This is a genomic window from Proteinivorax tanatarense, assembly GCF_040267685.1.
Classification (GTDB): domain Bacteria; phylum Bacillota; class Proteinivoracia; order Proteinivoracales; family Proteinivoracaceae; genus Proteinivorax; species Proteinivorax tanatarense.
Map to the genome: position 1 here is coordinate 1,638,498 of NZ_CP158367.1, position 24,285 is coordinate 1,662,782.

Here is a 24,285-nt window from a genome sequence, read left to right on the forward strand (position 1 = left end):
TCTCAGTTAAAATCCTCTTTTAAAGACACTTTCAAAACTTTCGGCATATCTCATACCTGCTTGACCACCCCTATACGCTGCAAGCCCCTTTAGTGCTTCGTCACTCCGAGGGTGTGGAAAAGGTCTCATAACCCCTCTATATTGGGCTAAGGCTTTAATCTTTTTATTAATAGCTTCTTCTCCTACTTCAATAAAAGTATTAGGAGAAAACTGCCCCATGCTTTTATTAAGTGCCCATTCTGTAGCCGAAGGAACTTCCATATATAGTAGTTCTTTAAGGGGTGTTATTTCTGGGTTGCGCTGAAACAACCTTACTGCGGCCTGGCAGGCTATCGATGTATGAAGATGATCATTATTTAAGTCAGCTGGATGGTGGGTAAATACCACCTCTGCTTGGGTTTCTTCTATAGCCTTTTCAATAAACTGTACTAGTTTTAGATGTGGTTCGGTATTGAACTCTATATTAGGAAAACCACCTTTGAAAACTTTATTAACACCAATTGTATCCATTGAACTATTTACATCATCATTTAGCTCTTCGGATGTTGGTTTATTATTTCTTGCATTTACTTCACCCGAGAGAATACAAACATTGACCGTATGCCCCTCTTTAGCTAGTTTATACATTGTTGCACCTGCACCTAGTACTTCATCATCTGGATGCGCTACTACTACCAAGTAATTCATTATTATTCCTCCGATCATTTGAACAGTGTATGTTGTCATACATATTTTTTCTACTTATTCCAACTCGATAGTCACGTCGTAAACATTGACAAATTTTTAGACCCCTGAAAATACGGGCTTTTGCCCATTTTTTTATCCCTTGTTCATAGTAATAAACGTGATTTAAAAGTAGGGATAAAACCATACATGTAGTATGTGGGGTGACACTGCAACTACTACATCTTGTGGTTTATTCCAACTCAATAGTCACGTCGTAAACATGGACAAATTTCTAGACCCCTGAAAATACGGGCTTTTGCCCATTTTTTTTATCCCTTGTTCATAGTAATAAACGTGATTTAAAAGTAGGGATAAAACCATACATGTAGTATGTGGTGTGACACTGCAACTACTACATCTTGTGGTTTATTGAAACTCGATAGTCACGTCGCATACCCTATTCAAGAAAATAGACCCCTGGTATCATTGACTTCAAACCACTTTTTATCCTTTCCTGTTCACCCTTTAGGTGATGTGTAAAAAGGGGTAAAGCCATATATGTTGTGGTTTTCATTTTTCTCAACTACTACATGTTGTGGTTTATTGAAAGTCACTGCTCAGTTCGGTGTTTCCATTCAATATTTTATTTGGTAGCTAGCAGCTAGTAACTAGTAACTAGTAACTAGTTACTAGTTACTAGTGGCTAGGTCCCCTACAGCCTTCCAATCAGTCCATTCAACATCTTACCCACTTCATCAGCTAGATTTAAAAGATCTTCGTATTGGTCTGCCTCTATATACTTAAGATCTTTCGCCAAAAGCAACTGATAGGTTAATTCAGCTAAAGAACCTCTAGACATTAACAAAAACCTTCGGTAATCTTTGTTTGAACCTCTTGCTTTTCCCTCAGATATGTTACTGGGCACAGAAACTGCAGCCCTTCTCATCTGAGAAGTTAAGCCAAACTGCTCTTCTTTGGGAAACTCTTTGGTTATTGCATAAACCTTCAATACTAATTTATGAGATTTTTGATGTACTTGTAATTTGCTTACGTCAGTGTACATGGATTTAACCCCCAGTGCTTAGTTGTTAGTTGTTAGTTGCTAGTGGTTAGTTGCTAGTCTAGATACTAGTTACTAGTTACTAGTTACTAGTTACTAGTTACTAGATACTAGATACTAGTTACTAGTAACTAAATCCTTAGCTACTGTTAAACAATCGTTCACCGCTACCCAGTCTGGCGATACGTCGGCACCAGTTTCTTCATTGCTTCTATTGTTGATAGATCTTCCCCTTTTTCCACCAATTTTTCTAGGTACTTTAGGCTTTCCAGTACTTCTTTTGGGTTGTCTACTAGGGGTTTGCCTACGAATATTTTTTCGTGGTGGGTGCCTTTTAGGCCTTCTTCTGCCATTAGCAGTTCTTCGTATAGTTTTTCTCCCGGTCTTAGGCCGGTGAATTGGATTTCTATGTCTTTATCTGGCTCTAGACCTGATAGTTTAATTAGGTCTTGTGCTAAGTCGGTTATTTTTACTGGCTCTCCCATGTCTAGGACAAAGATTTCTCCACCTTCTGCCATTGAGCCTGCTTGGATTACTAGCTGCACTGCTTCTGGTATGGTCATGAAGAATCTTGTTATTTCTGGGTGAGTTACTGTTAGGGGGCCGCCTTGTGCTATTTGATTTTTAAATAGCGGTATTACGCTGCCGTTACTTCCTAGTACGTTTCCAAATCTTACAGCTACAAAGTCAGTTTCGCTTTGTTTGTCCATAGATTGGATGATCTTTTCTGCTAAGCGTTTTGTGGCTCCCATTATGTTTGTCGGGTTTACTGCTTTGTCGGTGGATATAAGCACAAATCGCTTGACATTGTGCTTATCGGCCATCTGCGCTGTGTTTAGCGTGCCAAATACGTTGTTTTTTACTGCCTCTAAAGGACTTTTTTCCATTAAAGGTACGTGCTTGTGGGCCGCTGCGTGAAATACAACGCTTGGCTTGTATGTTTCAAAGATTTCATCCATTCTAGAAACTTCTCTTACTGAGGCGATTATTGCCTCAAGATCGATGGCTTGGCCGTATTTTCGAATTAGCTCTTGTTGAATCTCATAAGCGTTGTTTTCATAATTATCGACAATGACAAGTTTTGTGGGGTTATATTTTAGAACTTGACGGCAAAGCTCTGAGCCTATGGAGCCTCCTCCTCCTGTGATTAAAACTGTTTTGTTTTCTATGTATTGGGTGATATCGCCTAAGTTAACTTCTACCGGTTCACGTCCCAAAAGATCTTCTATTTGCACATCTCGAATTTGTTTGATGTCGATTTTCCCATCGATTAATTCGTACATGCCTGGAAGTGTCTTAACTTTGCAGTTGGTTTGTTTACATATATTTAAAATTTGCCGTGTTTCTCTGCGGCTTACCGATGGCATTGCTATTATTATTTCATCAACTTTGTATTCTTTAGCAGCTTTTATGATGTTTTCCCTTCCACCTACTATAGGTACTCCGTGCATCCTTCTATGGTGCTTACAGTAATCATCGTCTATTACGGCAACAGGATATTTATATGTATCTGGCGCTTGAAACATTTCCTTTATAATTATCTGACCTGCTTGGCCTCCTCCAATTATCATCACACGGCTACGACAATTTTTACTATTCATTACCCCCATCTTTGCTCGCCTTAGAACTCTATATGCTAAACGACTTCCTCCTACAGATAGTAAATTATAAGAATAAAAAGCAAAAAACATTCGAACATGGTCACCGGGTCCAATAATGGTATGCCCGATAAAAATGATCATTGTTCCTATAGTTACGCCTTTAACTATGAGCATGAGCTCTTCTATGCTGGCGTACCGCCAAAGGGATGAATAAAGTCTATAATAACTAAAAGATAACAACATACATACTGTAGTTATAAATGCAAATAGCAGGTATCTATCATATATAACTAAAGGGTTTGCTTTATATGTGGTGAATATTGAAATCGAAAGAGCTATGTTAATTAAAATAGTATCTGAAAAAAACAAAACTGTCTTTCTAAACTTAGCAGTTAGATTATTAAGTAAAGCTAGTGTTTTTTCGATTAGCAATCTTTTCCCCTCCAATCATTTCCACATTTAATAGTTTAGTATAAAATCCTTACATGGACAAGACTTTTTTTGCGACTTCTTTCGACAACTTTGTAAATTCAAACTACTGTTCTGCTTTGTTTCCTATATAATATAGCAGCGCTAATTAACAACATATGTCACACAAGGACAAAAAAACTTCATATTAATATTTATTCGACAAAAAGGCCTATTCTCCTTTAAGAATTGTTATACTTTGTCGTTAGTACAAGTTGCTAAGTAAGGTTATTTCTCCCTTTTTGGAGCTTGTTTTTGACAATACAAGCTCCACTAGATTTGAGCGGTAGTTAAATATTATCCATGGTAAAGCTTTCTTTATGATATAAATCCTACTTTTCTATTTGATTTAGCACTATTTTTAGCTATAGTTTTTTCAGCTGCTAAAATATCTTTTGCTACCAATTTTATATCTTGATTTATGGTTGTATAGTCATTATCTTTACGGGTTGCCATAAATCCAACAAAAAAAATAAAAGTGTGTCTTTTTTTGTCCACCCTCCATGGTACCTATAGCTATAACTTAAAACCAAAACCTTAGTTGATTGCAAAACATAGTTTAGCTCCCAATACCAAATATATCACGTAGTAAAAGTCGATGATAGATCAAGTTATAGATTGCTTTGGGGAGGGTGTTAAAATCACCCCTATCGATAAAAATTATTTTAGAGTGCATGTAAATAGCTCAATAAATAGTATGAAGTTTTGGTTGCTTCAGTACATAACAGCGATAGACGAGATTTACCCTGAAAAACTCAATAGCATAATTGTCAAATATTTAGAAGATGCGTTGAAAAGAAATAGAAGATAAAAACCTTAACATCCCTTTGAAAAAGGGGTGTTAAGGTTTTTGCTTCATCAAACTCTTTTAGAAAATTAATTGTTCAAAAGCTAGCATCTACCAAATCTATGATATCTTCAAAAAGTATTATAGTTTGGTCTGCCATTCTATCACAATGGAAATGTCCAAAATACCATAATTCATAATCTAATTTGTCTTCGATAAAGTCTAACCATTCTTCTGTTGACTGATCAACACCACTTTGATCAATCATTGGCAAAAACTCATCTTCTGGCACATATTTTAATGGCCCTGTATGTGAAAGCACAAAATCTACTTTCCAGTTTGCTTGTTCTAATTTATGTTCTATAAATTCTTTGGTTCTTTCATCAGGCTGTTCTGATTCAAACCATGGCATGTTTCCCCGTATTCTATAATTTTTATCAACGCTGTAAGCACCACCTATTGCGATAACTTTATTTCCTTCAAAGTTATATATTTCACCATCGGAAGCAAATAAGATATTCGGGTATTGTTTTTCATAATAAACTAGTCCTTCATTCCACATTTTTTCATCATAACTATCAATCAAGTAAGGGCGCTCCTCATGATTGCCATGAATACAAAATAAAGTGATGGGAAGTTTGGCTAATTTTTCTTTTAACTGGTTATCTCTCTCATTAAGATGATAGTTGATTCCCGCATCTCCTAGTATAATAATAGTGTCTGCTTTGGTAGTGCCATATTCATCGCAAAAATCTTCAATTCTAGTAAAGTCCCCATGGGTATCCCCTGTTATGTAAAACATTTTCACTCCTCCTCTTCTATAGTTATATTTAAAAAATAGATAATAACAACAGCAGCATAGTCGTTTATAACAAAGCCAGTTTTATATATTGTGCCCCTATGTATAATTATGTAAAAACACCTCTACTGGTGTAGAGATGTTGAAACGTTAAGAGCTATGATAAAAGCTCTTTTAGTTACTCAGTTTGGTATCTAAGCTGGTGTTTTATATACGCAAAACAGAGACGAGGGTTTTCCCTTATTTTCTTCTAGGCTGTTATATCTTACGCACGTTCGTTTCGTCATTTATGCGTTATACTTAGCTTCTACCTAATAATTTTCTAAAAAATTCAATCGACTTCCAAGCTCGGCTTTTAAGTACACTGTTATATTTTTTAAGTACTCTATTATATTTTTTTAATAATTTCCTGTACTCCTTCTTTAAACTAATATTTTCATATATTAACCTGTCTACCTGTTTTTCAGTTAGATTTGGTCTTATAATTTCAAAACCTAGTTTAACAGGTCTTGAGTACTTTTCGCAGGTAACATCTTGAACATTTGCTTTTCGAGGAGCAGTATCAGAAATTATCTTATCGAACTCTTCTAGGTTATTTTTCTTTCCTGATACAATAATTTGAACACTTCCGTTTTCTATATTCTGCACAAAACCATTTAACTGAAGTGCCCCAGCTTTTTTTACTACCCAATTTCTGTAACCAACCCTTTGTACTTTTCCACATATGGTATACTTAAAAGCATTATAATTCAATTTAGGGGCCGATGGGATTCCCACCTCTTTTATCAAGTTATTCTCTAATGGCTTAAGTACACTTTTAAAATCAAAATAGCTATTATTTATTTTTTTGTTATTAACTGTTTCTGGAAAATAATAATCTATAATTGCAGAAGGTACATCTTGTGCAGTTCCTGACTCTGGAAATGTATGCATGCTAATTTGAGCTTTTGAGTTAATCTCTAATACATATCCTATATCACTTTTTAAGTCTGCCACAATGTCAACAGCCCCTTGGTGTAACCCCGGCACAGCATTAATAGCATCTACAGCAAGTTTTTTAACATTTTCTGTAAGTTCCGATGTTATCTCTGTCGGCTCCCCTCCTGAAGAAACGTTACTCTTCTCTCTTAGGTTTATTCTTTCTCCTTTTTCGGGAATATACGATAAAGTTATATTTGTCTTTTTCAAATGTTTTTTTAAATCTCTATCTATTTTAATTAGTCTACCATGGGTATAAGGATTTTGCTTTCGTTTTTTATTTTTTTCGGCAATCAACTGTTTGACTGTTAATTTTCCATCTCCGCAAACAAACGCAGGCACTCTAGTAACTGCTCCAACAACTTTATCACCAATAACATATATGCGATAATCGCTTCCCTGAACATATTGCTCAACAATGATGTCCTCTACTTTTAAATTATCTGTTAATGTTGTAATAGCTTCAACAAGCTCCTCGTTGTTAGTGATATTAGTAAAAACTCCCCTTCCAGCACTACTGTCTACGGGTTTAACAACTAGTGGATAGGGAGTGTTTTTTAATTGTTGTAGAATTGATTCTAGGCTATCATTTTTATTAAATTTATATCCCATTGGGATACAAACGTTTCCCTTTTTCAAGTATTTTTTTGTTAATGCCTTATCTAAACAGATATTAGTAGCTTCTTTAGTAACTTTGCCTCCTCGTGACACTGCAAATTCATATTTTTTTTCACCGTTACTTATTGTGTACCTTACTCTCCTTTTTCCATCAATATAAATATTATAGAATTTCACCTTTAAACCTCTACGCCAAGCTTCTAAAGCAATCGTATACATACACAATTTGTATCCATATGCCTCTTTAGGAATGGAATTTTCTAAATTCGGCAACCATTTTCTTTCATTATTTTCCATATTTCACTCTCCTATACATCGTAAACTTATTATACATTTATATTATCTAATTTAATAATTATATCATAAGTGTAAGCTTCGTTTTATATTTTTTATTCCTAAAAGACGAATGTCAATTGTTGAGCACAAAAACTTAATAAATCTATTATTGTCTTTAAATAATGATTCATGCCCAAACCAAAATTCCCTTAGTTCCACTCTTACATAAAAACTAGGACAAGTTTTACCCTCGTCCTAGAAACTTATTATATAGATATCTAGTTGTTCACAGTATAGTTCAATATTACTTGCCTGTCTTACAGCCCAACTTACTTTACATTCTACTAAACCCTGTAGACTTTTAATTGTATCTAGATATATCAACACTTCCACTTTTAGTTGCATCAGCAGCTAATACGCTGTTCCCCTATCCTTAGCCCTGTAGTTGTACATAATAACGTCAGAAACATTTGTTCTTTTACAGCAGCTACAGCTCCGCTTAATAAACATGTCTCTTCCTTTTAAGCAGCCGTTATAGAAAAATTATTCTACCCTTTTGTACTCTGGTAGTTGCCTTGTTGTGATTTGAGTTTGTACTGTATGTGGGCGTTTTTAAGAATCGTATTTATTATTTTTTGGCAACTTTTTCCTTCATCATACATCATAGCTTTTTGTTTTATTTGCTGCCTTTGCACTTTATAACTATCTTCTTTTAATTGTTCATCAATAGCATCTAGTGTTTCTGCTAGATTTCTAGTTATTGGTCCTGCTGCTAGTTGCTCTAGGCTAAAGAAAAATCCTCTGTCGCTATTTTTATACATATCAAAATCATATGCAAAGTGGATTATTGGTCGGTCTAGCAGTAAATATTCTAGATAACAACTAGAGTAGTCAGTTATTAGCATATCGCTAATTAGCAAAAGTTCTTGGGTTTCTTCATCACTGTCAATGATATAAGTGAACTGATTGTTAGATTGGTTGTTCTTTTTACATTTGTCTTTAAAGTGTTTTTTTTCTATGATAATTGTATCATTACTTGATAATATTTTTTGTAGGTTTTGCTTGCATCGATGATCTATATCCCCAAAACTGAAGGTTTTTTGCTCCCTAAATGTAGGTAGATATAATACTATTTTTTTGTCTTGTGGAATATTATATTTGAAAAAGTATTTATGTTTTAAAGACTGCTTAAATTGCTCTGTATTTTTTGTTAACAAAAAGTCATTTTTAGGCTGTCCACTTAGGATAATCCGCTCTGCTGTAATTCCGTTGTTTTGAAATGTATAGAGCATTTTTTGAGTATTAAGGTCTGAAGATGAAATAAAGTAATGGTATTGTTCGAAACTGCCACTCCCTAAAAGGTAGTAGAACTTGCTTGCAGGTGACATTTTTTTGGAAGCAAGGGTATTTTTCAGCCCAAATCCGTGCCACAGCTGAACAATAGTAGCCCCTTTAAGCAGATTTAACGTTGATATATCTCGATATGTGTTGCAAATAAAAGCATAACTTGAGGTTAGGCTATAGTAGAGACATTTGGGTGTGTTGTATTGCACAAAGTTTATGTTTGGATGATCTAGGATTGGACTATCTCTTAAATGTTTACGACCGCACCAAATTATTTCGTAGTCATCATTATCCTTTATATACTCTAAGAAAAAGCGGGAATTGTCCGCTATTTTGTGACCACTCCAGGAGCCTAAAATTACTCTATTGGTTTTTCTTTTTGAAAAGCCGCTGAGGTTGTAGAATATTGTGTTTACAATGGCACTAGTTAGTATAGCGACTTCTTTTATTGCTTTTTTAAACATTTTCACTGGCTCCTTTCGTGGATTGAGCAATAGTTGAGCACGTGGCGTAAGGTCAAGGGCAAAATTATAATTGACAATGGGTTTCCACTTTTCCACTTACAAGAAATTTTCCTTAATATAGTGCCATAGCCGTTGGGATGAATTCCCGTCGGCATAATTGAAAAATTGTCTTTGCATTTTTAACCTTTCTTCCTTAAACTGATCTTTTTCGTTAAGCGTTTTGTGGATTTCTCTTTGTAATTGTTCTTGAGAATATACTTTGGCACCAGGAGTTGTTTTATCATAATCTAAGAGCAGTGCTCTTTCTCCATCTATATATTCCTTGCTATCGTAAGGGTAGAACACTATTGGCTTGTTTAACAATAGATAATCAAGATATATTGAGGAGTAATCGGTTATTAGCAGATCTGTTATTGCTAAAAGAGGATAAATATCAGCATATTTATCATACTCTATTATGTTTTCTAAGTTTTTTGTTTGTAGGTTACATTGATGTTTATAGTGCAGTTTTAATATAAATTTTATATTGTACTTTTTGACAAACTCATTAAGCTTATCCAAGTCTAGCTGATATAGATCATTTTGATGCTTTCTCCAAGTTGGAGTGTATGTGACTAACTTATAGCCCTCTTCTTTATATCTTTTGTATTTCTCTATGGAGGATCCATCATAGGTTAACCCTCGTTTTAGAAAATTTTCATTGAAAAATATGTCGTTTCTAGGAAGGCCATTTACTAGCATATCTTTATAGTTAAATGCCTTCCCCCTAGTTTGAACTTGATAATCCGAGCTAAGAGCTACTAAGTCGTAACATATACTTTCTTTTCTTACAGCTTTATGAAGTTTAGATAGTTTTTGATAGGTTGGTTTTAAAAGGCCGATTGTTTTTAAACCTGTACCGTGCCAGATTTGAACTTTTTTGGCTTTTATTAGAAAAAAAGGTTTAAACCGACTAGCCCACTCATTGCCATCTACGATTACCACTTTTACTGTTAAAAGTTTAAATAAAGTCGAAATTTTAGGGTACTTCCATACCTTAAGATTGTTTTGATTCAACTTATCAAATACTTTTCCTTTATCTGTCAAAAATATAAACTCAGTTTCCTGATGTTCAAGATCATTCAAGTATAGAAAAAGGTATTTAAGATTTCCTTCAAAATCGCCGAACCTACTAGTTAGAACAACTTGGTTTTTTTTGGGGACAATCAATGAAAAAGGAGCTATGAAAACATAGCCAATTATATTTAGCAAAACTTTCAGGGTTATTTTTATGATTTGCCTAGCAGTTTTATATACTTTTAAAATCGCTGCGTTGTGTTTTAATGTTCTTTTCAACTTTCGAAACATATGGTTCCTCCTGTTATTTCATATATTATAGGCATAGCGTTTTTAAAGAGCAGCCAAAAAGGGTAAAGTTTTGGTAAACCATACCCTTTAGCTTTAAGTTGTTTGTGAGTTTTTACTTTTTTTTGTGCTTACATACTCTGCAAGACATAAACTTCCTACTACTTTTTCTATGACGTTTATCGATGAACCTTTTAGCGGAAAATGGAATGTCGATATTGAAGGGGTGGTGTCAATTGTCGAGATGGCCCACTTTTGTTCTTTAGCCGACCTTTTTGGATCAGGAATTATCATTTTAACAACGCCATATTTCAAACCGGGTATAGCTTTGACCGCTTCCACTGCATGTTCTTTAAATTCTTTGTGTAGCAAATTATCTATGTTAACTGTTTCTCCACCAAGTTGATAGCTAACGTCATCTTCTAAAACAACTCTCTTACCTCTTTCCAAAACATCGCCTGAATTTATACCTAGCATAGTAAAAGTATCTGTCAAGGTATCAATTTCAATAGCCTGGTCCACATACACTGGATTCTTAGCTCTAGATACATTTTTTTGCTCTATCAGTTCCCTCACAGTAGAAACTCCATCGCCAATTATAGCAGTTGGCTCTTTGATTATTGAACCTATAGCCTCGCCTGCTGCTACCATAATATTAACATCCCAACCTTTAGTTAATTGTTCAAGGTATATATACTTTACTCCTTTAGACTTAGCTTGTTTTAATGATTTCTTTAACTCTTTAACACAATTAACTTTATTAGGTTCTAGTTCAGTAATATTAACACTACTGATGATACACGAGGCATAAGCATCAAAGTATTTTAGTATATTCTCTTTCTGGTTAACTTTAAACTTTGTTCCTCGAGGTGTTGGCAAACAATGATTCGTAATAATTTTTTTAAAAAGAAACTTGTTATTACACGCATCATCACTAAACATCGAACTAAATCTCATGGAGCTAACTCCTGTTAATTCATCCTTTTTAAATTTAATCAAATTACCAGAATAGAAGTTAACCTCAAAGCCTAGACGTGTTAATTCTTTAAAAAAGAGGTGTTGATCTAAGTCTAGCTCGCTATTTTCTAACCAGCTATCAACTTTATGCTCAACATAATCAAACCCTCTTGTTTCTAAATCTGCTTTAGAGTCTAATAACTCTCCTCTTTGCTGCGCATCTTTATTAATAATTTTTTGTTCATCTATTACTTCACCTTGTGGTCCTTTGTAACACCATAGCTTGTTTAAAAAGAAATCTATATGATGCTTGCGACCAGACACAATTACATCCGTATGCGAACGCGAGTTGTCTACTTTTAGGTTAACTAACAATTCATTAGCAATGTTGTTTGCCCAATCTTCAAAAGAACAATCTAACTTTAGAGGTAGACGAACTAGTTTTTCAACGGCTAAATAGCAATTATCATCAGTTTTTTCTGGAAAAAGATAGTTTAATAATGGCTTGGCTATATTGGTCGGCTTGCCATAGATAGGATAATGAGGTCCACCAAAAGAAGCTCTAGAGTTTGCCTCTAAAATACAACATTTTTGCTTCGAACGAGGCAAATCTATTCTTTGAGCCAATATATCAATTCCCCAATAGTCATTTATTCCAAAGGAATTAGCCGCCTCTTCTGCAAGTTGCATCAAATCAGGGTGAATTTGCTCAGTTATAACGATGCCATCTGCGCCCGCTCCTACATTAGCTTTAAGATGTAAAAATACTAGTTCCCCACTCTTGGGGATAGTTGTTAAAGAATGTCCTTGTTTTGATAGAAAGCTTTCGGTGTAATCACTTGCTATAATTGGCGTCCTGCTAAAGCGAGGATTTTTAGTTCTCTCTTGATTTTTTTCATTAATCAAGTCTGCTACTGTTTTTTTGCCATCCCCCATAACGTTTGCAGGGACACGTAAAAGAGCAGCTTTAGCAACGCCGCCAATAACTATGACTCTAATATCTACTCCCTCAATAAGCTCTTCCAAAATAATACTTTCATGTCTATTTTTTGCATAGTCCCAGGCAACCTCAAGCTCTTCTTCAGTACGAACATCTACAGTTATTCCGAAGCCTGAAGATCCTTCTACAGGTTTAACTACCAGCGGATACGTGCATTGGTTGAGATACTTCTTAGCATCATCTAAGTTCTCAAAAATTCTACCTAAAGGTACTGGCAAACCATTATTGTGTAGAAACTCTTTTGTTAGATGTTTATTATCTGTAATTGCTCTAACTGTAGTAGATACTTTTGAGTTCAAAGTACTTTGAAAACCTAACGCTTTAATAGGAGAAACAATATAGTTGCACGTAGCAAAACGCGTAATAAATAAATTCTTCTCTTTAGCAGCTTCATATAGTTCACCAGAAACACTAAAGTTCCCCTCGGGATACTCATTTGCTTTTTTTACAAGATCCCCTAAATGTTTAATAACTTTTTCATTTAAATTAGCAACTTCTTGAGACCAGTTATTTTGATCATTGATGTTTTCATTTACTTCTAATTTTATTGGTTTGTTAAACCAGGTTTCTATTATATTTTCAACTCTAGACCTACTAGTACCTTTCCATGCAAGCTCAACTACTTTTTCTATTGCTTTTCCGCATCCAATAAGCACTACCTCTATATTTTCTTTATTTTTGTTTCGTATTGCAACCTTAACACCGTTTGAATTTGCCTTACGTCTTAATCTTCCTTTATAGCCTACACAGGTAATTTTTCCTCTTATCGAAAGCTTAACTGCTGAATTTTTATTACCTGGAACCCTTTTAGTTATCCAATATTTTGCAGGTGATTTTTTATATGGATTTAACCCTAACTCCTTAGTTCCTATTGTTGTACAAAGCATCCAATAATAAAGGAATTTCAGAAATTGCACTATTTTTTTTGGTTTTATTTTTTTTAATTTCACTTTGCTACCCCCAAAAATTCAAATAATAATATTGATATAAAACTGACTACAAACACTGTTCTTTATCTGATAATCCTAAACCCATTATCTTTATAATTTTCTCCCCATTTAACAGTTATTGATTTAACTTTTGCTTTTTTAGGGCCTATATAACACTCTCTAACAAGCCATTCTATATCTAAAGCTCTGCCTTTTAAAACAGCTGTTACAGTTCTATCATGATTATTCTGTACCCATCCACTTACCTTTAGAGATTTTGCCTTTGTCTGCAGCCAGTTTCTGTAACCTACATTTTGTACTTGACCACTAACCGTTAACTCTATTGTCTTTTCATTTTTTAAAATAAACCAACTTAATGCTTTTTTAAAAGTAGAACCTTCATATAAATCAATCTTACCTTGGCCAAATTGTCCCTCACCAATAACACCATTGTATAACACTTGTAAAGCTTTGTCAGCATGGTTTGCCATAGCTTGTCCTGTTTTTGTCTGGCCTATGGTTTTCCCATGTGCTCTTTGAATAAAGCAAATTCCTGCTTGATTGTTACCCTCTAAAAGAACAGGTCCTTTATCTGTTATTACAATATCCCAACCAACTACTAATCTATATGGGAAGTTCTTATGAACATCTTTTACTAGAGAAAGGGCCTCTGCCCAATAAGGAATCTTCACACCTCTTATTTCTAAATCGTCACTTAACTTATCCATCCTTGTATTAGAAACAGATACGTCCGAATGAATAGCTGGGCCTAACGTTCCAGTGTTCATGTTTATAGGGGCTACCATCCCCCCTGCACTAGCATTATCAACAACTGAATTGGTATCAATAGAAAATCTAAGCATGGCCTGGTCTAGCTCAATATGCCCAGCTTCATCTACATAAGAAAGCACCCTGATTGTTGGAGTAGCATTTTTTCTAAACACCGCCAACTTAGGGTGAGGTAAAATGAGTGGCTGAACTAATATTGATCCGCTCTTATGGTTTTGGGCTAAGTTTTTTAAATAAGCTTTCAGCTGATTTTTCGATAAAGTATCCCCTTGTGGATTTTGGTAGCGCCCATTTACCCAGTTCCAGATCTCTGCTCCCTGCCCCTCGTTGTCTATATTAGGCTTGCAGAACAAACTTTCTTCCGGCAATTCTTTATTTATATACTTACTATGATGTGCGATTATAGTCCCATCAGATAGGATCTCCTGAATTATAGGCACAACAGGAACTTTATTGTTGATGCAAAAATTAGAAAACTCCACTTTTTTTCCCAGCGAAACCACTTCATATTGATTATTTATATATTGTCCATATTTAGTCAATATTTTATAGGTTCCATTTTTTATGGCCCCTTTATTTACAAAATATCTAGCCTTCTGTAGTCCCTCTTTTGCGTAAAACTCTTGTAGATAATAATTCTCGGCATTAATCGAATAGAAGAAAGAGAGATAAAATTGCTCCATATATTGTCTTACCGCTGTTTTTTCACTTTTTAAGGTTTTTATATCTACTTTCTTTGACCATTTGTTAATGTCTTTTAAAATAAATAAAGGCGAAAGTAAAAAATATATTACTACCTTAAGTCGACTTTTTAACGTTCTGCAGTGCTGCCAATAGCATACTGCGTAGGTGCGATGAATAATGTCTGCAGCATTTTTAGGCCGTCTTAGCAAGGAAAAGACAAGCAAGTTCGGTAACATATTAGGTCTTTTATTCTTTGTGCGTTTTTTTCCCATAACTAAGGCACCTTCTTTCTCTTTGTGCAGTTGTTTGAAGTTCTTATACTATTGAGCGTTAATTATTTCTAGTTCTGATGGAGTGTCCATTTCGCTCCAACTATTTAATTTTACTTCAATTAAATCAACCTGGAAATCTGACTTAATCACATTTAAAATATTATGCCAATGATATTTCTTCAGCGTAGTCTTGTTATCCATAAGCAGACGATCCATCTTCTTTAGCAGCACTTTCTTGCTATCGGCACCTTTAACACAAAAAACACCCGCTGATTTAACACTAGTATCGTTATGATGTATATGTTTTCCAACTTCTATAAAATTGTGTTGGTTATCTAACAGTACTTTCATATCATCATTTTCCAACTCATTAGTTTTACTAGTACATAAACCTGCAACTAAATTTTCTATTGTTTGTTTTTCATCAAACCATAGACCTAGCTGTTTTGTTAAAGACTCATCTACTATAGTATCGCCATTTACAACAACAACATTTTCACTTTTTGATTGTAGCAAGCCTAGCCACAATGAAATAAGAGGACCGGCAGTATTGTAAAATGGATTGTAAATACAATTGTTTTCTAGGTTTAGTTTTTTTACTTCTTCATGGACCTTATCTGCCCCGTGACCTATAACTGGTATAACATGCAATCTAACGTTGAGGGTACTAAAGGCTTTAACTATATGACCAAAAATACTTATTCCATCGTCGCATCGAAGCAGACTCTTAGGACGATCGATAGTAAGTGGTCGCATCCTTCGTCCTTCACCAGCCATTAACACTATTAGATCTAGATTTTTCTTGTTTTGTCCCTTGATTTTACCCATAAAGAACCCTCCTGTTAGTTCCTAATCATTGGTTTAGCTTTTTTTGCCTTGGTTTACATGCGCTGTATATCTCTCAACAGCTTCTTTAGGACTTCCGTCAAACATAAGATTACCTTTATTTATCCAAATAGCCCTTGTACATATTTTTTCTACAAACTTCATGTTATGAGTAACGACAATAACAGCTTTTGCGTCAGTAATCATCTCTTGAATTCTTTCGCTAGCTTTTGCTCTAAATTCCATATCCCCGGCGCTTAAAGCTTCATCAATTATAAAAAGTTCCGGCTGAACAGCAGCTGCGATACTAAAACCTAGCCTAGATCTCATGCCACTGGAATAATGTTTTACAGGCTTATTTATGTGTTTTTCCAAATTGGCAAACTCAATAATTTCATCTCTTAGTTGAAAAATTTCTTCCTTTGATATTCCCATCATCATCCCGCTTAAGATAATATTATCCATTCCTGTTAGATGTCTGTTAAAACCTGCTCCTATACTTAAAAGAGCTGTGGTGGCTCCTTCTGTATAAAGACTTCCTTCATCGGGGCGATAAATACCACTTATAGTTCGGCATAATGTGGTTTTCCCTGCACCATTATGACCTATAACACCAAGTATATCTCCTTCTCTTACTTTAAAGCTAACATCTTTTAACGACCAAAAATCCTTTTTTCCTATTTTAAATTTAATGCTCAAATTTTTAGCAACTACAACTTTGTTTTCCTTCACAGCACTTTGAGTTTCTTTTAATTCTACAACTTTTTTCTTCTTTTTTCTTTTGGGAACAGACTCCCGATACTTTTTCGCCACTTCTTCTGGATGACCTTCAGCAGCAATTACACCACTATCAATCCAAATTGCTCTGGTGCAGTTTTTTTTAATAAACTTAATGTTATGGCTTACAATGATCACCATTTTTGCTCGTGAAACAAGATCTTTAATTTTTTTTGAAGCCCGTTTGGCAAACTCTAGGTCGCCAGTGTTAAGAGCCTCATCCAAAACTAATGTCTCAGGGTTAAGCATTGCCGCAATGCTAAACCCTAACCGCGCTCTCATTCCACTAGAATAATTTTTAATAGGTTGATGTATAAAATCACCTAGCCCAGAAAACTCAAGAATTTCTTGATAGAATTCTTTTACTTCTGACCTTGCCATCCCCATCATCATTCCATTAAGGTATATATTGTCTTTACCTGAAAGCTGTCTATTAAATCCAGCACCCATAGATAATAGGGCAGACACCTTGCCATCTACTTTTATAGTACCCTTATCAGGTTTTAGAATTTCCGCAATAGTTTTACAAAGGGTTGATTTACCTGCACCATTTGAACCAATTATCCCTAAAACTTCACCTTTATATCCATTAAAACTGATATCTTTTAACGCCCAAAAATCTTTATTTGATTTGTCACCGGTTAAAAGATCATAACTTAGAGTTCTGATATCTTCTCTTTTGAGTCTAGAATCATATTTTACTCCTATATTTTTTGCTTCTATAACAATATCTTGTTTCATTTATCACACCTCAGTTAAAGGACCTTAATAATCTTGTGCTCATTCTTATTATAAAAATAAAGCATAAAAACTATAACAGCAATAGAACCCAATGCTAAAGCAATAAGCTGCGAAAAATTAGGCAGTTGCCCATACATCAAAACATTCCTATAGGCATTTAACAAATGGGAAAAAGGATTTACATCGCTTATCCATTGGTACTCAGCAGGTAACCTTCCTACTTCCCAAATTACAGGAGAAGCATATCTCATTATGCGCATAAGGTGAGTTATGATGTTTTCTATATCTCGTATAAAAACACAAACATAACCCATAAATAAAGATATTGCAATATGAAATAACAACTGAACTAGCACAATAAATGGTAGCCAGACAACTTCTGTGCCTGGAATAATACCGTAAAAAAGTAGAAAAACTGCTATAACAACTAGTCCAAATAGAAAGTTTATTAACTGAGTTATACTCTCGCCTATTGGCAATATAGCTTTGGGCAGATAAACCTGAGTTATAATACCCGATTTTGATGAAATAGATTTAGCTGAACCGCTAACCGTAGACTTAAACCAGCGAAAAACCACTAATCCTATTACTAAAAAAGCTGGGTAGTCCGGTCCACCTCTTTCTAAAACAATTACTACTAAAAAGTAATAAACAAATACGCTTAAAAGAGGATCTAAAAGCCACCAAAAATATCCCAAAAATGTATTTCTATGTTTTGACTTTAATCCAGAAATAATAAGATAGTAGAGTAAATCTTTTCTTTTACATATTGCTTCTATATATTTTTTCATTTAATTTAGTACACCTCTCAAGACTGTTAATTGGAGTTTATTTAACTATGATACTTAAAAATCATCTATATTGTTATACCTAGTTCGTCTACTTATAAAATACAAAAATCTCTACCAAATGGCAGAGATGTCTCCTTAATGTATTGCCCATCTCTCCCCCATCTTTATATTATATCATAAAAATAAAACTAGTAAATTAAATTTAATTAAATCTGTCTATGCTGGCTCTAGGAAAGATAATATTAAATACTACAACTATAAATATAAAGCAATTTTTAGTTAATAAATTTTTGATAAAGTAAAAGCTAAGATACATCTACCCTATCTAACCCTCATATTATGGCAAGGAAGCGTAGTTCAGTACAAAAATTGATTATGAATCTGTGTGTTGGTTCTATACTTAAACACCCTTTGCAAAAAGCCCTATGTTTTAAGTGTACAGTGGTATATTAAAGTGAAACACAACAATACATATGTAAATGGTTCAAAGTAAAGTTTTAAACCATAAATTTTTGCATAAAAAGATAACCAAGATTGGCATAGCTAGTAAGATTGAAAAATATTAAAAAACAGGGGCTAGTTGATTTACCCCTGTTTTTTAATATTTTATTTAATTTTTTCACTAAAAATATCCTAAAAAAATTATTGTAATAGGGTTACTGCAGAGCACCTATAAACGCCAAAATTGCTATCAGAAATTGATATCCAATACATTAATAACTTTAAGTTTATTTTAATAATTTCTGTAGCCTTAATTTGGCCTCCTTGTCAATAACTGCTTCTCCCCCTAATATATATCCTCTACCTCCTGACACCTCTTGGATATATTGTTCAACATATGCTGGGATAATGCTGTCATTAATCATCAGAACAGGAGCTTCTCTTTTTGCTGCAAGTCCAGCACCTGTTAAAGCATCAGCAAAGTTTTCTCCAGTGGCTACATAAGCATCGGTAAAATCTCCATCAGTAAAATAATCAACAATTTCTATTGATGTTTGATACCTGTTATTACCAGCTAGCCTACTCACATTTATACCCATGCCTTCAAGTTCAGCCTCGACTTCTTTAGGCACGACACTTTCTCCTCCCACAATAATTACATTCTCCACTCTCCAGTCTTCAATAGCTTCTCTAGTAAAATCTGGTAGCGAACCTGAATTTCTGCTAAATAACACAGGATAAGAAAGCTGTGCTGCAAAAGGAGCCACTGCTAGTGCATCAGGGAAGTCTAATCCTGTAGCTAAAACCACAGTATCTTTTTGTCCCCCCAAATTTTCACCTATCTTTGCAGCTGTATGATACCTGTCAACTCCAGCAATACGCTCTATATTAAAACCTAGTTTTTCAAGTTCTGTCTCAACTTCTTTCCCAACAGCGTTAACACCACCTAGTATATAGACAGTATCCACTCCTAATCTCTTTAATTCATCTCCTACAAAACGACTTAAATGGTTTTTGTGAGTTAATAAAATTGGGGCATCATAGCTATGTGCTAATGTTGTTCCTGACAGAGCATCAGCAAACTCAGAACCGTTAGCTAAAAAAGCTACTTTCGAACCATCTTGCCAACCTTCTTGTGAAACTGATATTGCAGTTTCAATCCGATTTCTCCCAGAGTATCTAGATAGATATGATATGTATTGATCTAACTCATTAAAATCTATCGTTAGCTTTTCGGACCTATTCTTAACTCCCTCTTCGTTTTTTGAATACACCCAAAAATCATATTTTGAGTTTGTATTAAAGTTAATTTTATTAACTTTAAACCTTCTTTTGTTAGAGTCAGTTTCATAAGTTCGCGACATTACTGTTGAGCCAGATTCTGCCCAATAAAGTGAATATTCCAAATCAAAAGTCTCATCATCCCACGATTTGGTTGAATCAAAAGTTAGAAACGTCCAGTTAAAATGATCTTTAACTTTGGATAAAGTAATTTTAGGCTGTGTTGGAAAATTAACTACTTCGTTTTCATAACCAGATACATCAACCCAATACTCTTGCAATCCTGTTACATTTGGGGGATATTCAATAAAGTAATTCCTATGAGGCTCTTTTCGTCCTAGAGGACTACCTAGTAAGACTCTATAATCTTCTGCTGCTATTTCCTGAGGCGCCCAATGCCACTCACCATTGTTAATCTTGCTATATTGTTCTAAGTTTCTAATTTGTCCATATTTAGTATCCACAAAAGCTTCATCAATAGAATTTAAACCATTTTCAAACTCATAAAAATAACTAAAATGATGCCCGTATTCGTGTGATAAGGTTCCAGCCATTTGCTCAAAAGAAAAATCTTCAGCTCCATAAAGGCTAATATACCTATTATCAGCCATAGCTAACCCATTAGGTGTAGATGTCCATGCAAGAAAATAATGACCTGCTACTCCTCTCCCCGCAGGAAAGTCACCATATATGTTTACATGAGATAGGTAGGATAACTCTTTTGAAATAGTGTTATTCATAAGCTCCTGGTAAACCATTTTAAGCTCCTTCTGAGACTCATATTCATCGGTAAAGCTCCTAATTTCAATACCGGAAGGCCCCTCAAAAACTGATATAGGCTGCTCTTTTGTTTGTATCTTAAGATCATCTATTGATCCTTCAATAATAACTGAGGATTCCATTTTCATATAATCTTTTTCGACGGTTAGCTCTTGATTTTTATTAGCCTCACTACCTTGCACAACCCCACTTAAACTGACAAATAAAACTAGAGTTAAAACAATACTAAATAATTTTTTCATAATAAAATCTCCCTCCCAATAAGTTCACCTATAGGCGATTGCAAAACTTCACAATGCCTGATATAAAAGCTTTTATATTAATAATCTCAAAGGAATCCCCCACTTTTTATCGAATTTATATAGTAATCAAAATACGCATTTGATTACATGAAAGGAGGAATATCCAATGAAAAAATACAAACAAATTTCTTTTGCTAACTTTAACCAAGAATTTGATGAGCTGTTAAAATCTAAGCAACCTACCTTAATTGAGCTATTTAGCGATTTCTTAGAAGTGGATGAAATCATCCCGGCTTCGTTTTATGATGCTTACTATTCATCGTTAGGTAGAAATAGAGACTATTCTTTGTCGTCTATGATATCTGCTTTAATTTTGCAAAAGATTCTCTCATTACCCCACACTAAAACTCTTCTAAACATTCTAGCTCTTTCCAAAGAGTTAAGAGATTTTTGTGGGTTTGACGATAAGTTGCCTGATCCAGCTCAATTCACTCGTTTTAAACAGAATTTTCTACCACACATTGAGCAGATGTTTCATAATTTAGTGGATGATACTGAGGCTTTATGTCATGATATCAATGATGATCTAGCTGACATCTTAATCTCTGATACCACGGGGTTTGAGGCCTTTGTTAAAGAAAATAACCCTAAGTTTTATGAAACGCTTCTAACCAGTGCAAAAAAGTATGCTAAAATTGAAAACTCTGTTAACCCTCATTCTCTTGCCGCAAGTAAGATGCCTAAAATGGCGTCTGCTAATAACGAGTTTAAGCTATCTCATTTAAACGGACACTTTGGCTATTATCTTAAAACAAACGTTGTTACTAACGGGCTTGGCATTGTTAGACATATAGATTTTTATGATTTAGACTTAGAAACCATTTCTCCTGAATTAAAAGATGAGTATGATTCTAAAACTCTTATTCCCGTTTTAGAAAACTTTTTCAAAAAGCACCCTCTTTTAAAGTACAAGTACTTTCTTGGAGATGCTGGTTTTGACTCTTACGATAATTATCGCTATCTTTATTGCGATAAGAATATGATCCCAATTATTCCTTTAAACCAAAGGCGTAAATCTGACTTGCCATCTTCAGGCTTTACAGATGATGGCACCCCTACATGCCCTCACGATAGTTCATTAAAAATGACTTATGATGGTGTTGCCAGAGAAAAAGGAAGGGCTGATAGGGTTAAATTTAAGTGTCCTAAATCTAAAAAAAAAGAGTAAATGGTAAGCAAAAAAGCACTTTAGATTGTCAAAACCCTTGTACTTCTTCCTCTTATGGTCGTGTAACTTATGTGCCTATACACAAAAACTATAGACTTAATTGTGCTATCCCCAGAGACTCTGAGAAATGGAGTAACTTATATAAGGTTAGAACAATATGTGAAAGAGCTATTGCCCAGCTTAAACACTCTATGTCTCTTAGATCCTCTAAGCTTAATAATACCAAGACTTTAAAAGCTGATATATTACTAGCGGCTATTACGCAGCTTACTGCGTTAACTGTTCTGCATAGAGCGAACAACACATCAGCACCTATGTCAATTAAAAACCTTGTAGCATAGACTGCTTATTTTCGCACCTGATTCTTCTTAAAAATACATTTTTACATATTTTCGGTTGCTCTATTCTTTTTTAATTAACGCATTTTGCAATTACCTAAGTTCACCTATTACATATACTACAAAATATTTCAAAATCCTTCATATTTTTATTTTATTTTCAATCAAGCAGGAGGAGGGACTAACCGAACTCTGTCATATATTAAGCATAAGTTTCACTAAGCACTCCTAACATTTATCTTCAAGTTCCACTCTATTCTCAGTTAGGGCACAAAACAAAGAGAAATGCCAAAGTAACAGTGTCTTGGCATTTCTCTTTGTATATATATAATTTAGTATAGTACTTAATTTATCATTTAATTTGAATTATTCCTTTTATTGAGCTTGCCCTTTAAAGTTTCAATAAATGTTTGTAATACATGTATACTTCTGATTAGAAAAACTAGACATTCGACAAGAAGTTAACGCTTTATTCTCTGAAAGATAAAAAAATCAGCTACTAAGATTGATTTAAGTATCGCCTTATTCCCCCAAGTAGCAACAATTTTAAATGATAAAAATTTAGGTTATCTAAAACAATAGAAATCTCAATTACACAAAGTTATTTATAATCCAAAATCTCTAAGCAACTGAATCCGAGATTCGCACTCTTACCTGGATAATATATCAGTCTAATTAGAATTTTAAGTACAATCCTAGCTTATAGAAATACTAAAGTTAATTGATACAATGGTGAATCTGGTATAACTTTTGAACTATTGTCCCTTTTTTATTTAAGGGTACTTGTAATTTATAATTAAATATAAAGTAGCTTGTCCATTCAAATTTCCATGGGTATCTCCCAGCTCCTAAATCTAAGGTTGCAACTTCTTTACCACTATCTGTGAAAAAGTGTGATAACATCTCATAATAAGTTATCTTCCCAATACTATATTTTAGGTAGTTTGGATCATATGCCCCATTCCATGAGTGCAGAATATTGTTATATTGATATGCTAATTTGTAACTTAAAAGTTTACCTGTCGAATCCCGTATTGTAAACGCTCGAACTTTTTCATTGTTTTTTAATATGTTTCTCAAAAACTCCACCATAAATTTATTTGCATAAATATTTTTTCTGTTTCTTCTGTTTTTGTCTTTAACTAGATGGTTGTTCTCTTTTGTATACAATGCCATAAATTCATCTAAAGTAGCTTCTGTTATTCCTTTCTCTACCTTAAAGTTATATTGCGTCTCCCTTTGTAACTTATTTAGCCTTTTTCTGGTTCTTTTAGCAACAGGATATTTTCTTTGAAACTCTTCAAACTTTTTGTGCTGTGACAATTTTATTTGAGGGCACTCCTTCATATACTTAAAGTGTTTGTTGTACTGAGTTTTTAGTAGGTAGTTTGCTAACGTTGAATCATGTTTTATATGCGTTAGATTAATTAAGTCCCACTTGTTTTGCATATTTGAAATTACTGTAAATATCTTTTTTATAATTGATTGTTCGTTGCCCTCCTGTCTATTAATGATAACATTCCTGTAGTCACCCATCCCCATAAACTCTAATGATGTCCATTTAAGTAGACCTTTTTTGTTTTGTTTTTCTACAAAAGGAGCTATGCCAACTATTTGGTTATTGTGTATTATTACCAATACAAATAGACTTTGACTTTTATCTTTTTTGTAAGTATCCCACCATAATCTTAAAAATTCGTAGGTATTATAGTAATGAAGATCTGCATCCTGTTTTTCCAGGCATTCCCATTCTTCTTTTAAACCCTCTAACCCTTTGTAACTATTAATTATTTCATAATTCAGTT

General features: G+C 34.2%; 19 protein-coding genes. 3 read left to right on the forward strand and 16 right to left on the reverse strand.

Annotation, left to right across the window (positions count from 1 at the left end):
• Positions 1–6: 6 nt before the first annotated feature.
• The 4 genes from PRVXT_RS08160 to PRVXT_RS08175 all read right to left on the reverse strand — a co-directional run bounded on the left by PRVXT_RS08160 (position 7) and on the right by PRVXT_RS08175 (position 4,293).
• A complete protein-coding gene (locus PRVXT_RS08160) occupies positions 7–687 on the reverse strand; it encodes a PIG-L deacetylase family protein (protein WP_350342390.1) in 681 nt (226 codons plus the stop codon).
• Positions 688–1,378: 691 nt separating this feature from the next.
• Positions 1,379–1,729 (reverse strand): four helix bundle protein, encoded by a 351-nt coding sequence (locus PRVXT_RS08165; protein ID WP_350342391.1) that lies wholly within the window; start codon positions 1,727–1,729, stop codon positions 1,379–1,381.
• Positions 1,730–1,893: 164 nt separating this feature from the next.
• Positions 1,894–3,759 carry a polysaccharide biosynthesis protein gene (locus PRVXT_RS08170; RefSeq protein WP_350342392.1) on the reverse strand — a complete coding sequence of 622 codons (1,866 nt, stop codon included), beginning with the start codon at positions 3,757–3,759 and terminating at the stop codon, positions 1,894–1,896.
• Between the two features lie 354 nt (positions 3,760–4,113).
• Positions 4,114–4,293, reverse strand: a complete 180-nt coding sequence (locus tag PRVXT_RS08175; RefSeq protein ID WP_350342393.1) for a hypothetical protein — start codon at positions 4,291–4,293, stop codon at positions 4,114–4,116.
• A 100-nt stretch (positions 4,294–4,393) separates the two neighbouring features.
• On the opposite strand from PRVXT_RS08175, the gene PRVXT_RS08180 reads away from it, so the two are divergent.
• Complete coding sequence (locus PRVXT_RS08180; RefSeq protein WP_350342394.1) at positions 4,394–4,606, forward strand: hypothetical protein; 213 nt, start codon at positions 4,394–4,396, stop codon at positions 4,604–4,606.
• A gap of 73 nt (positions 4,607–4,679) precedes the next feature.
• Here PRVXT_RS08180 and PRVXT_RS08185 read toward each other — a convergent pair whose 3' ends face one another.
• The 11 genes from PRVXT_RS08185 to PRVXT_RS08235 form a co-directional block, all read right to left on the reverse strand.
• Entirely contained in the window at positions 4,680–5,384 is a 705-nt protein-coding gene (locus PRVXT_RS08185; RefSeq protein WP_350342395.1) for a metallophosphoesterase family protein, read from the reverse strand.
• A 297-nt stretch (positions 5,385–5,681) separates the two neighbouring features.
• Positions 5,682–7,274, reverse strand: coding sequence for an acylphosphatase (locus PRVXT_RS08190; protein ID WP_350342396.1), 1,593 nt, complete (start codon positions 7,272–7,274; stop codon positions 5,682–5,684).
• 234 nt (positions 7,275–7,508) lie between these two features.
• Positions 7,509–7,658: a hypothetical protein gene (locus PRVXT_RS08195; protein ID WP_350342397.1), complete on the reverse strand. Its 150-nt coding sequence runs from the start codon at positions 7,656–7,658 to the stop codon at positions 7,509–7,511.
• Positions 7,659–7,801: 143 nt separating this feature from the next.
• Positions 7,802–9,061 carry a CDP-glycerol glycerophosphotransferase family protein gene (locus PRVXT_RS08200; RefSeq protein ID WP_350342398.1) on the reverse strand — a complete coding sequence of 420 codons (1,260 nt, stop codon included), beginning with the start codon at positions 9,059–9,061 and terminating at the stop codon, positions 7,802–7,804.
• A gap of 96 nt (positions 9,062–9,157) precedes the next feature.
• On the reverse strand, positions 9,158–10,408 hold the full coding sequence (locus tag PRVXT_RS08205) for a CDP-glycerol glycerophosphotransferase family protein (protein WP_350342399.1): 1,251 nt from the start codon (positions 10,406–10,408) through the stop codon (positions 9,158–9,160).
• 93 nt (positions 10,409–10,501) lie between these two features.
• Positions 10,502–13,312 (reverse strand): ATP-grasp domain-containing protein, encoded by a 2,811-nt coding sequence (locus tag PRVXT_RS08210; RefSeq protein WP_350342400.1) that lies wholly within the window; start codon positions 13,310–13,312, stop codon positions 10,502–10,504.
• A gap of 62 nt (positions 13,313–13,374) precedes the next feature.
• Complete coding sequence (locus tag PRVXT_RS08215; protein WP_350342401.1) at positions 13,375–15,036, reverse strand: sugar-transfer associated ATP-grasp domain-containing protein; 1,662 nt, start codon at positions 15,034–15,036, stop codon at positions 13,375–13,377.
• A gap of 48 nt (positions 15,037–15,084) precedes the next feature.
• Positions 15,085–15,864 (reverse strand): NTP transferase domain-containing protein, encoded by a 780-nt coding sequence (locus PRVXT_RS08220; RefSeq protein WP_350342402.1) that lies wholly within the window; start codon positions 15,862–15,864, stop codon positions 15,085–15,087.
• A gap of 33 nt (positions 15,865–15,897) precedes the next feature.
• Complete coding sequence (locus tag PRVXT_RS08225; RefSeq protein WP_350342403.1) at positions 15,898–17,379, reverse strand: ABC transporter ATP-binding protein; 1,482 nt, start codon at positions 17,377–17,379, stop codon at positions 15,898–15,900.
• A 14-nt stretch (positions 17,380–17,393) separates the two neighbouring features.
• Positions 17,394–18,170 (reverse strand): ABC transporter permease, encoded by a 777-nt coding sequence (locus PRVXT_RS08230; protein ID WP_350342404.1) that lies wholly within the window; start codon positions 18,168–18,170, stop codon positions 17,394–17,396.
• Between the two features lie 728 nt (positions 18,171–18,898).
• On the reverse strand, positions 18,899–20,914 hold the full coding sequence (locus PRVXT_RS08235; protein WP_350342405.1) for a cell wall-binding repeat-containing protein: 2,016 nt from the start codon (positions 20,912–20,914) through the stop codon (positions 18,899–18,901).
• A gap of 166 nt (positions 20,915–21,080) precedes the next feature.
• Between PRVXT_RS08235 and PRVXT_RS08240 the strand changes: the two genes are divergently transcribed.
• Positions 21,081–22,142, forward strand: coding sequence for a transposase (locus PRVXT_RS08240; RefSeq protein WP_350342406.1), 1,062 nt, complete (start codon positions 21,081–21,083; stop codon positions 22,140–22,142).
• 71 nt (positions 22,143–22,213) lie between these two features.
• Positions 22,214–22,483, forward strand: coding sequence for a hypothetical protein (locus PRVXT_RS08245; protein WP_434064289.1), 270 nt, complete (start codon positions 22,214–22,216; stop codon positions 22,481–22,483).
• Positions 22,484–23,197: 714 nt separating this feature from the next.
• Here the strand turns inward: PRVXT_RS08245 and PRVXT_RS08250 are convergent.
• The gene (locus PRVXT_RS08250; protein ID WP_350342407.1) at positions 23,198–24,118 is read right to left on the reverse strand and encodes a GNAT family N-acetyltransferase; all 921 of its coding nucleotides are present in this window, start codon (positions 24,116–24,118) and stop codon (positions 23,198–23,200) included.
• Between the last annotated feature and the right edge of the window lie 167 nt (positions 24,119–24,285).

Coding starts and splice junctions, on each gene's coding strand:
- PRVXT_RS08160 (WP_350342390.1), bottom strand. CDS start 687: ATGAATTACTTGGTAGTAGTAGCGCATCCAGATGATGAAGTACTAGGT.
- PRVXT_RS08165 (WP_350342391.1), bottom strand. CDS start 1,729: ATGTACACTGACGTAAGCAAATTACAAGTACATCAAAAATCTCATAAA.
- PRVXT_RS08180 (WP_350342394.1), top strand. CDS start 4,394: ATGATAGATCAAGTTATAGATTGCTTTGGGGAGGGTGTTAAAATCACC.
- PRVXT_RS08185 (WP_350342395.1), bottom strand. CDS start 5,384: ATGTTTTACATAACAGGGGATACCCATGGGGACTTTACTAGAATTGAA.
- PRVXT_RS08190 (WP_350342396.1), bottom strand. CDS start 7,274: ATGGAAAATAATGAAAGAAAATGGTTGCCGAATTTAGAAAATTCCATT.
- PRVXT_RS08195 (WP_350342397.1), bottom strand. CDS start 7,658: ATGCAACTAAAAGTGGAAGTGTTGATATATCTAGATACAATTAAAAGT.
- PRVXT_RS08200 (WP_350342398.1), bottom strand. CDS start 9,061: ATGTTTAAAAAAGCAATAAAAGAAGTCGCTATACTAACTAGTGCCATT.
- PRVXT_RS08205 (WP_350342399.1), bottom strand. CDS start 10,408: ATGTTTCGAAAGTTGAAAAGAACATTAAAACACAACGCAGCGATTTTA.
- PRVXT_RS08215 (WP_350342401.1), bottom strand. CDS start 15,036: ATGGGAAAAAAACGCACAAAGAATAAAAGACCTAATATGTTACCGAAC.
- PRVXT_RS08220 (WP_350342402.1), bottom strand. CDS start 15,864: ATGGGTAAAATCAAGGGACAAAACAAGAAAAATCTAGATCTAATAGTG.
- PRVXT_RS08225 (WP_350342403.1), bottom strand. CDS start 17,379: ATGAAACAAGATATTGTTATAGAAGCAAAAAATATAGGAGTAAAATAT.
- PRVXT_RS08230 (WP_350342404.1), bottom strand. CDS start 18,170: ATGAAAAAATATATAGAAGCAATATGTAAAAGAAAAGATTTACTCTAC.
- PRVXT_RS08235 (WP_350342405.1), bottom strand. CDS start 20,914: ATGAAAAAATTATTTAGTATTGTTTTAACTCTAGTTTTATTTGTCAGT.
- PRVXT_RS08240 (WP_350342406.1), top strand. CDS start 21,081: ATGAAAAAATACAAACAAATTTCTTTTGCTAACTTTAACCAAGAATTT.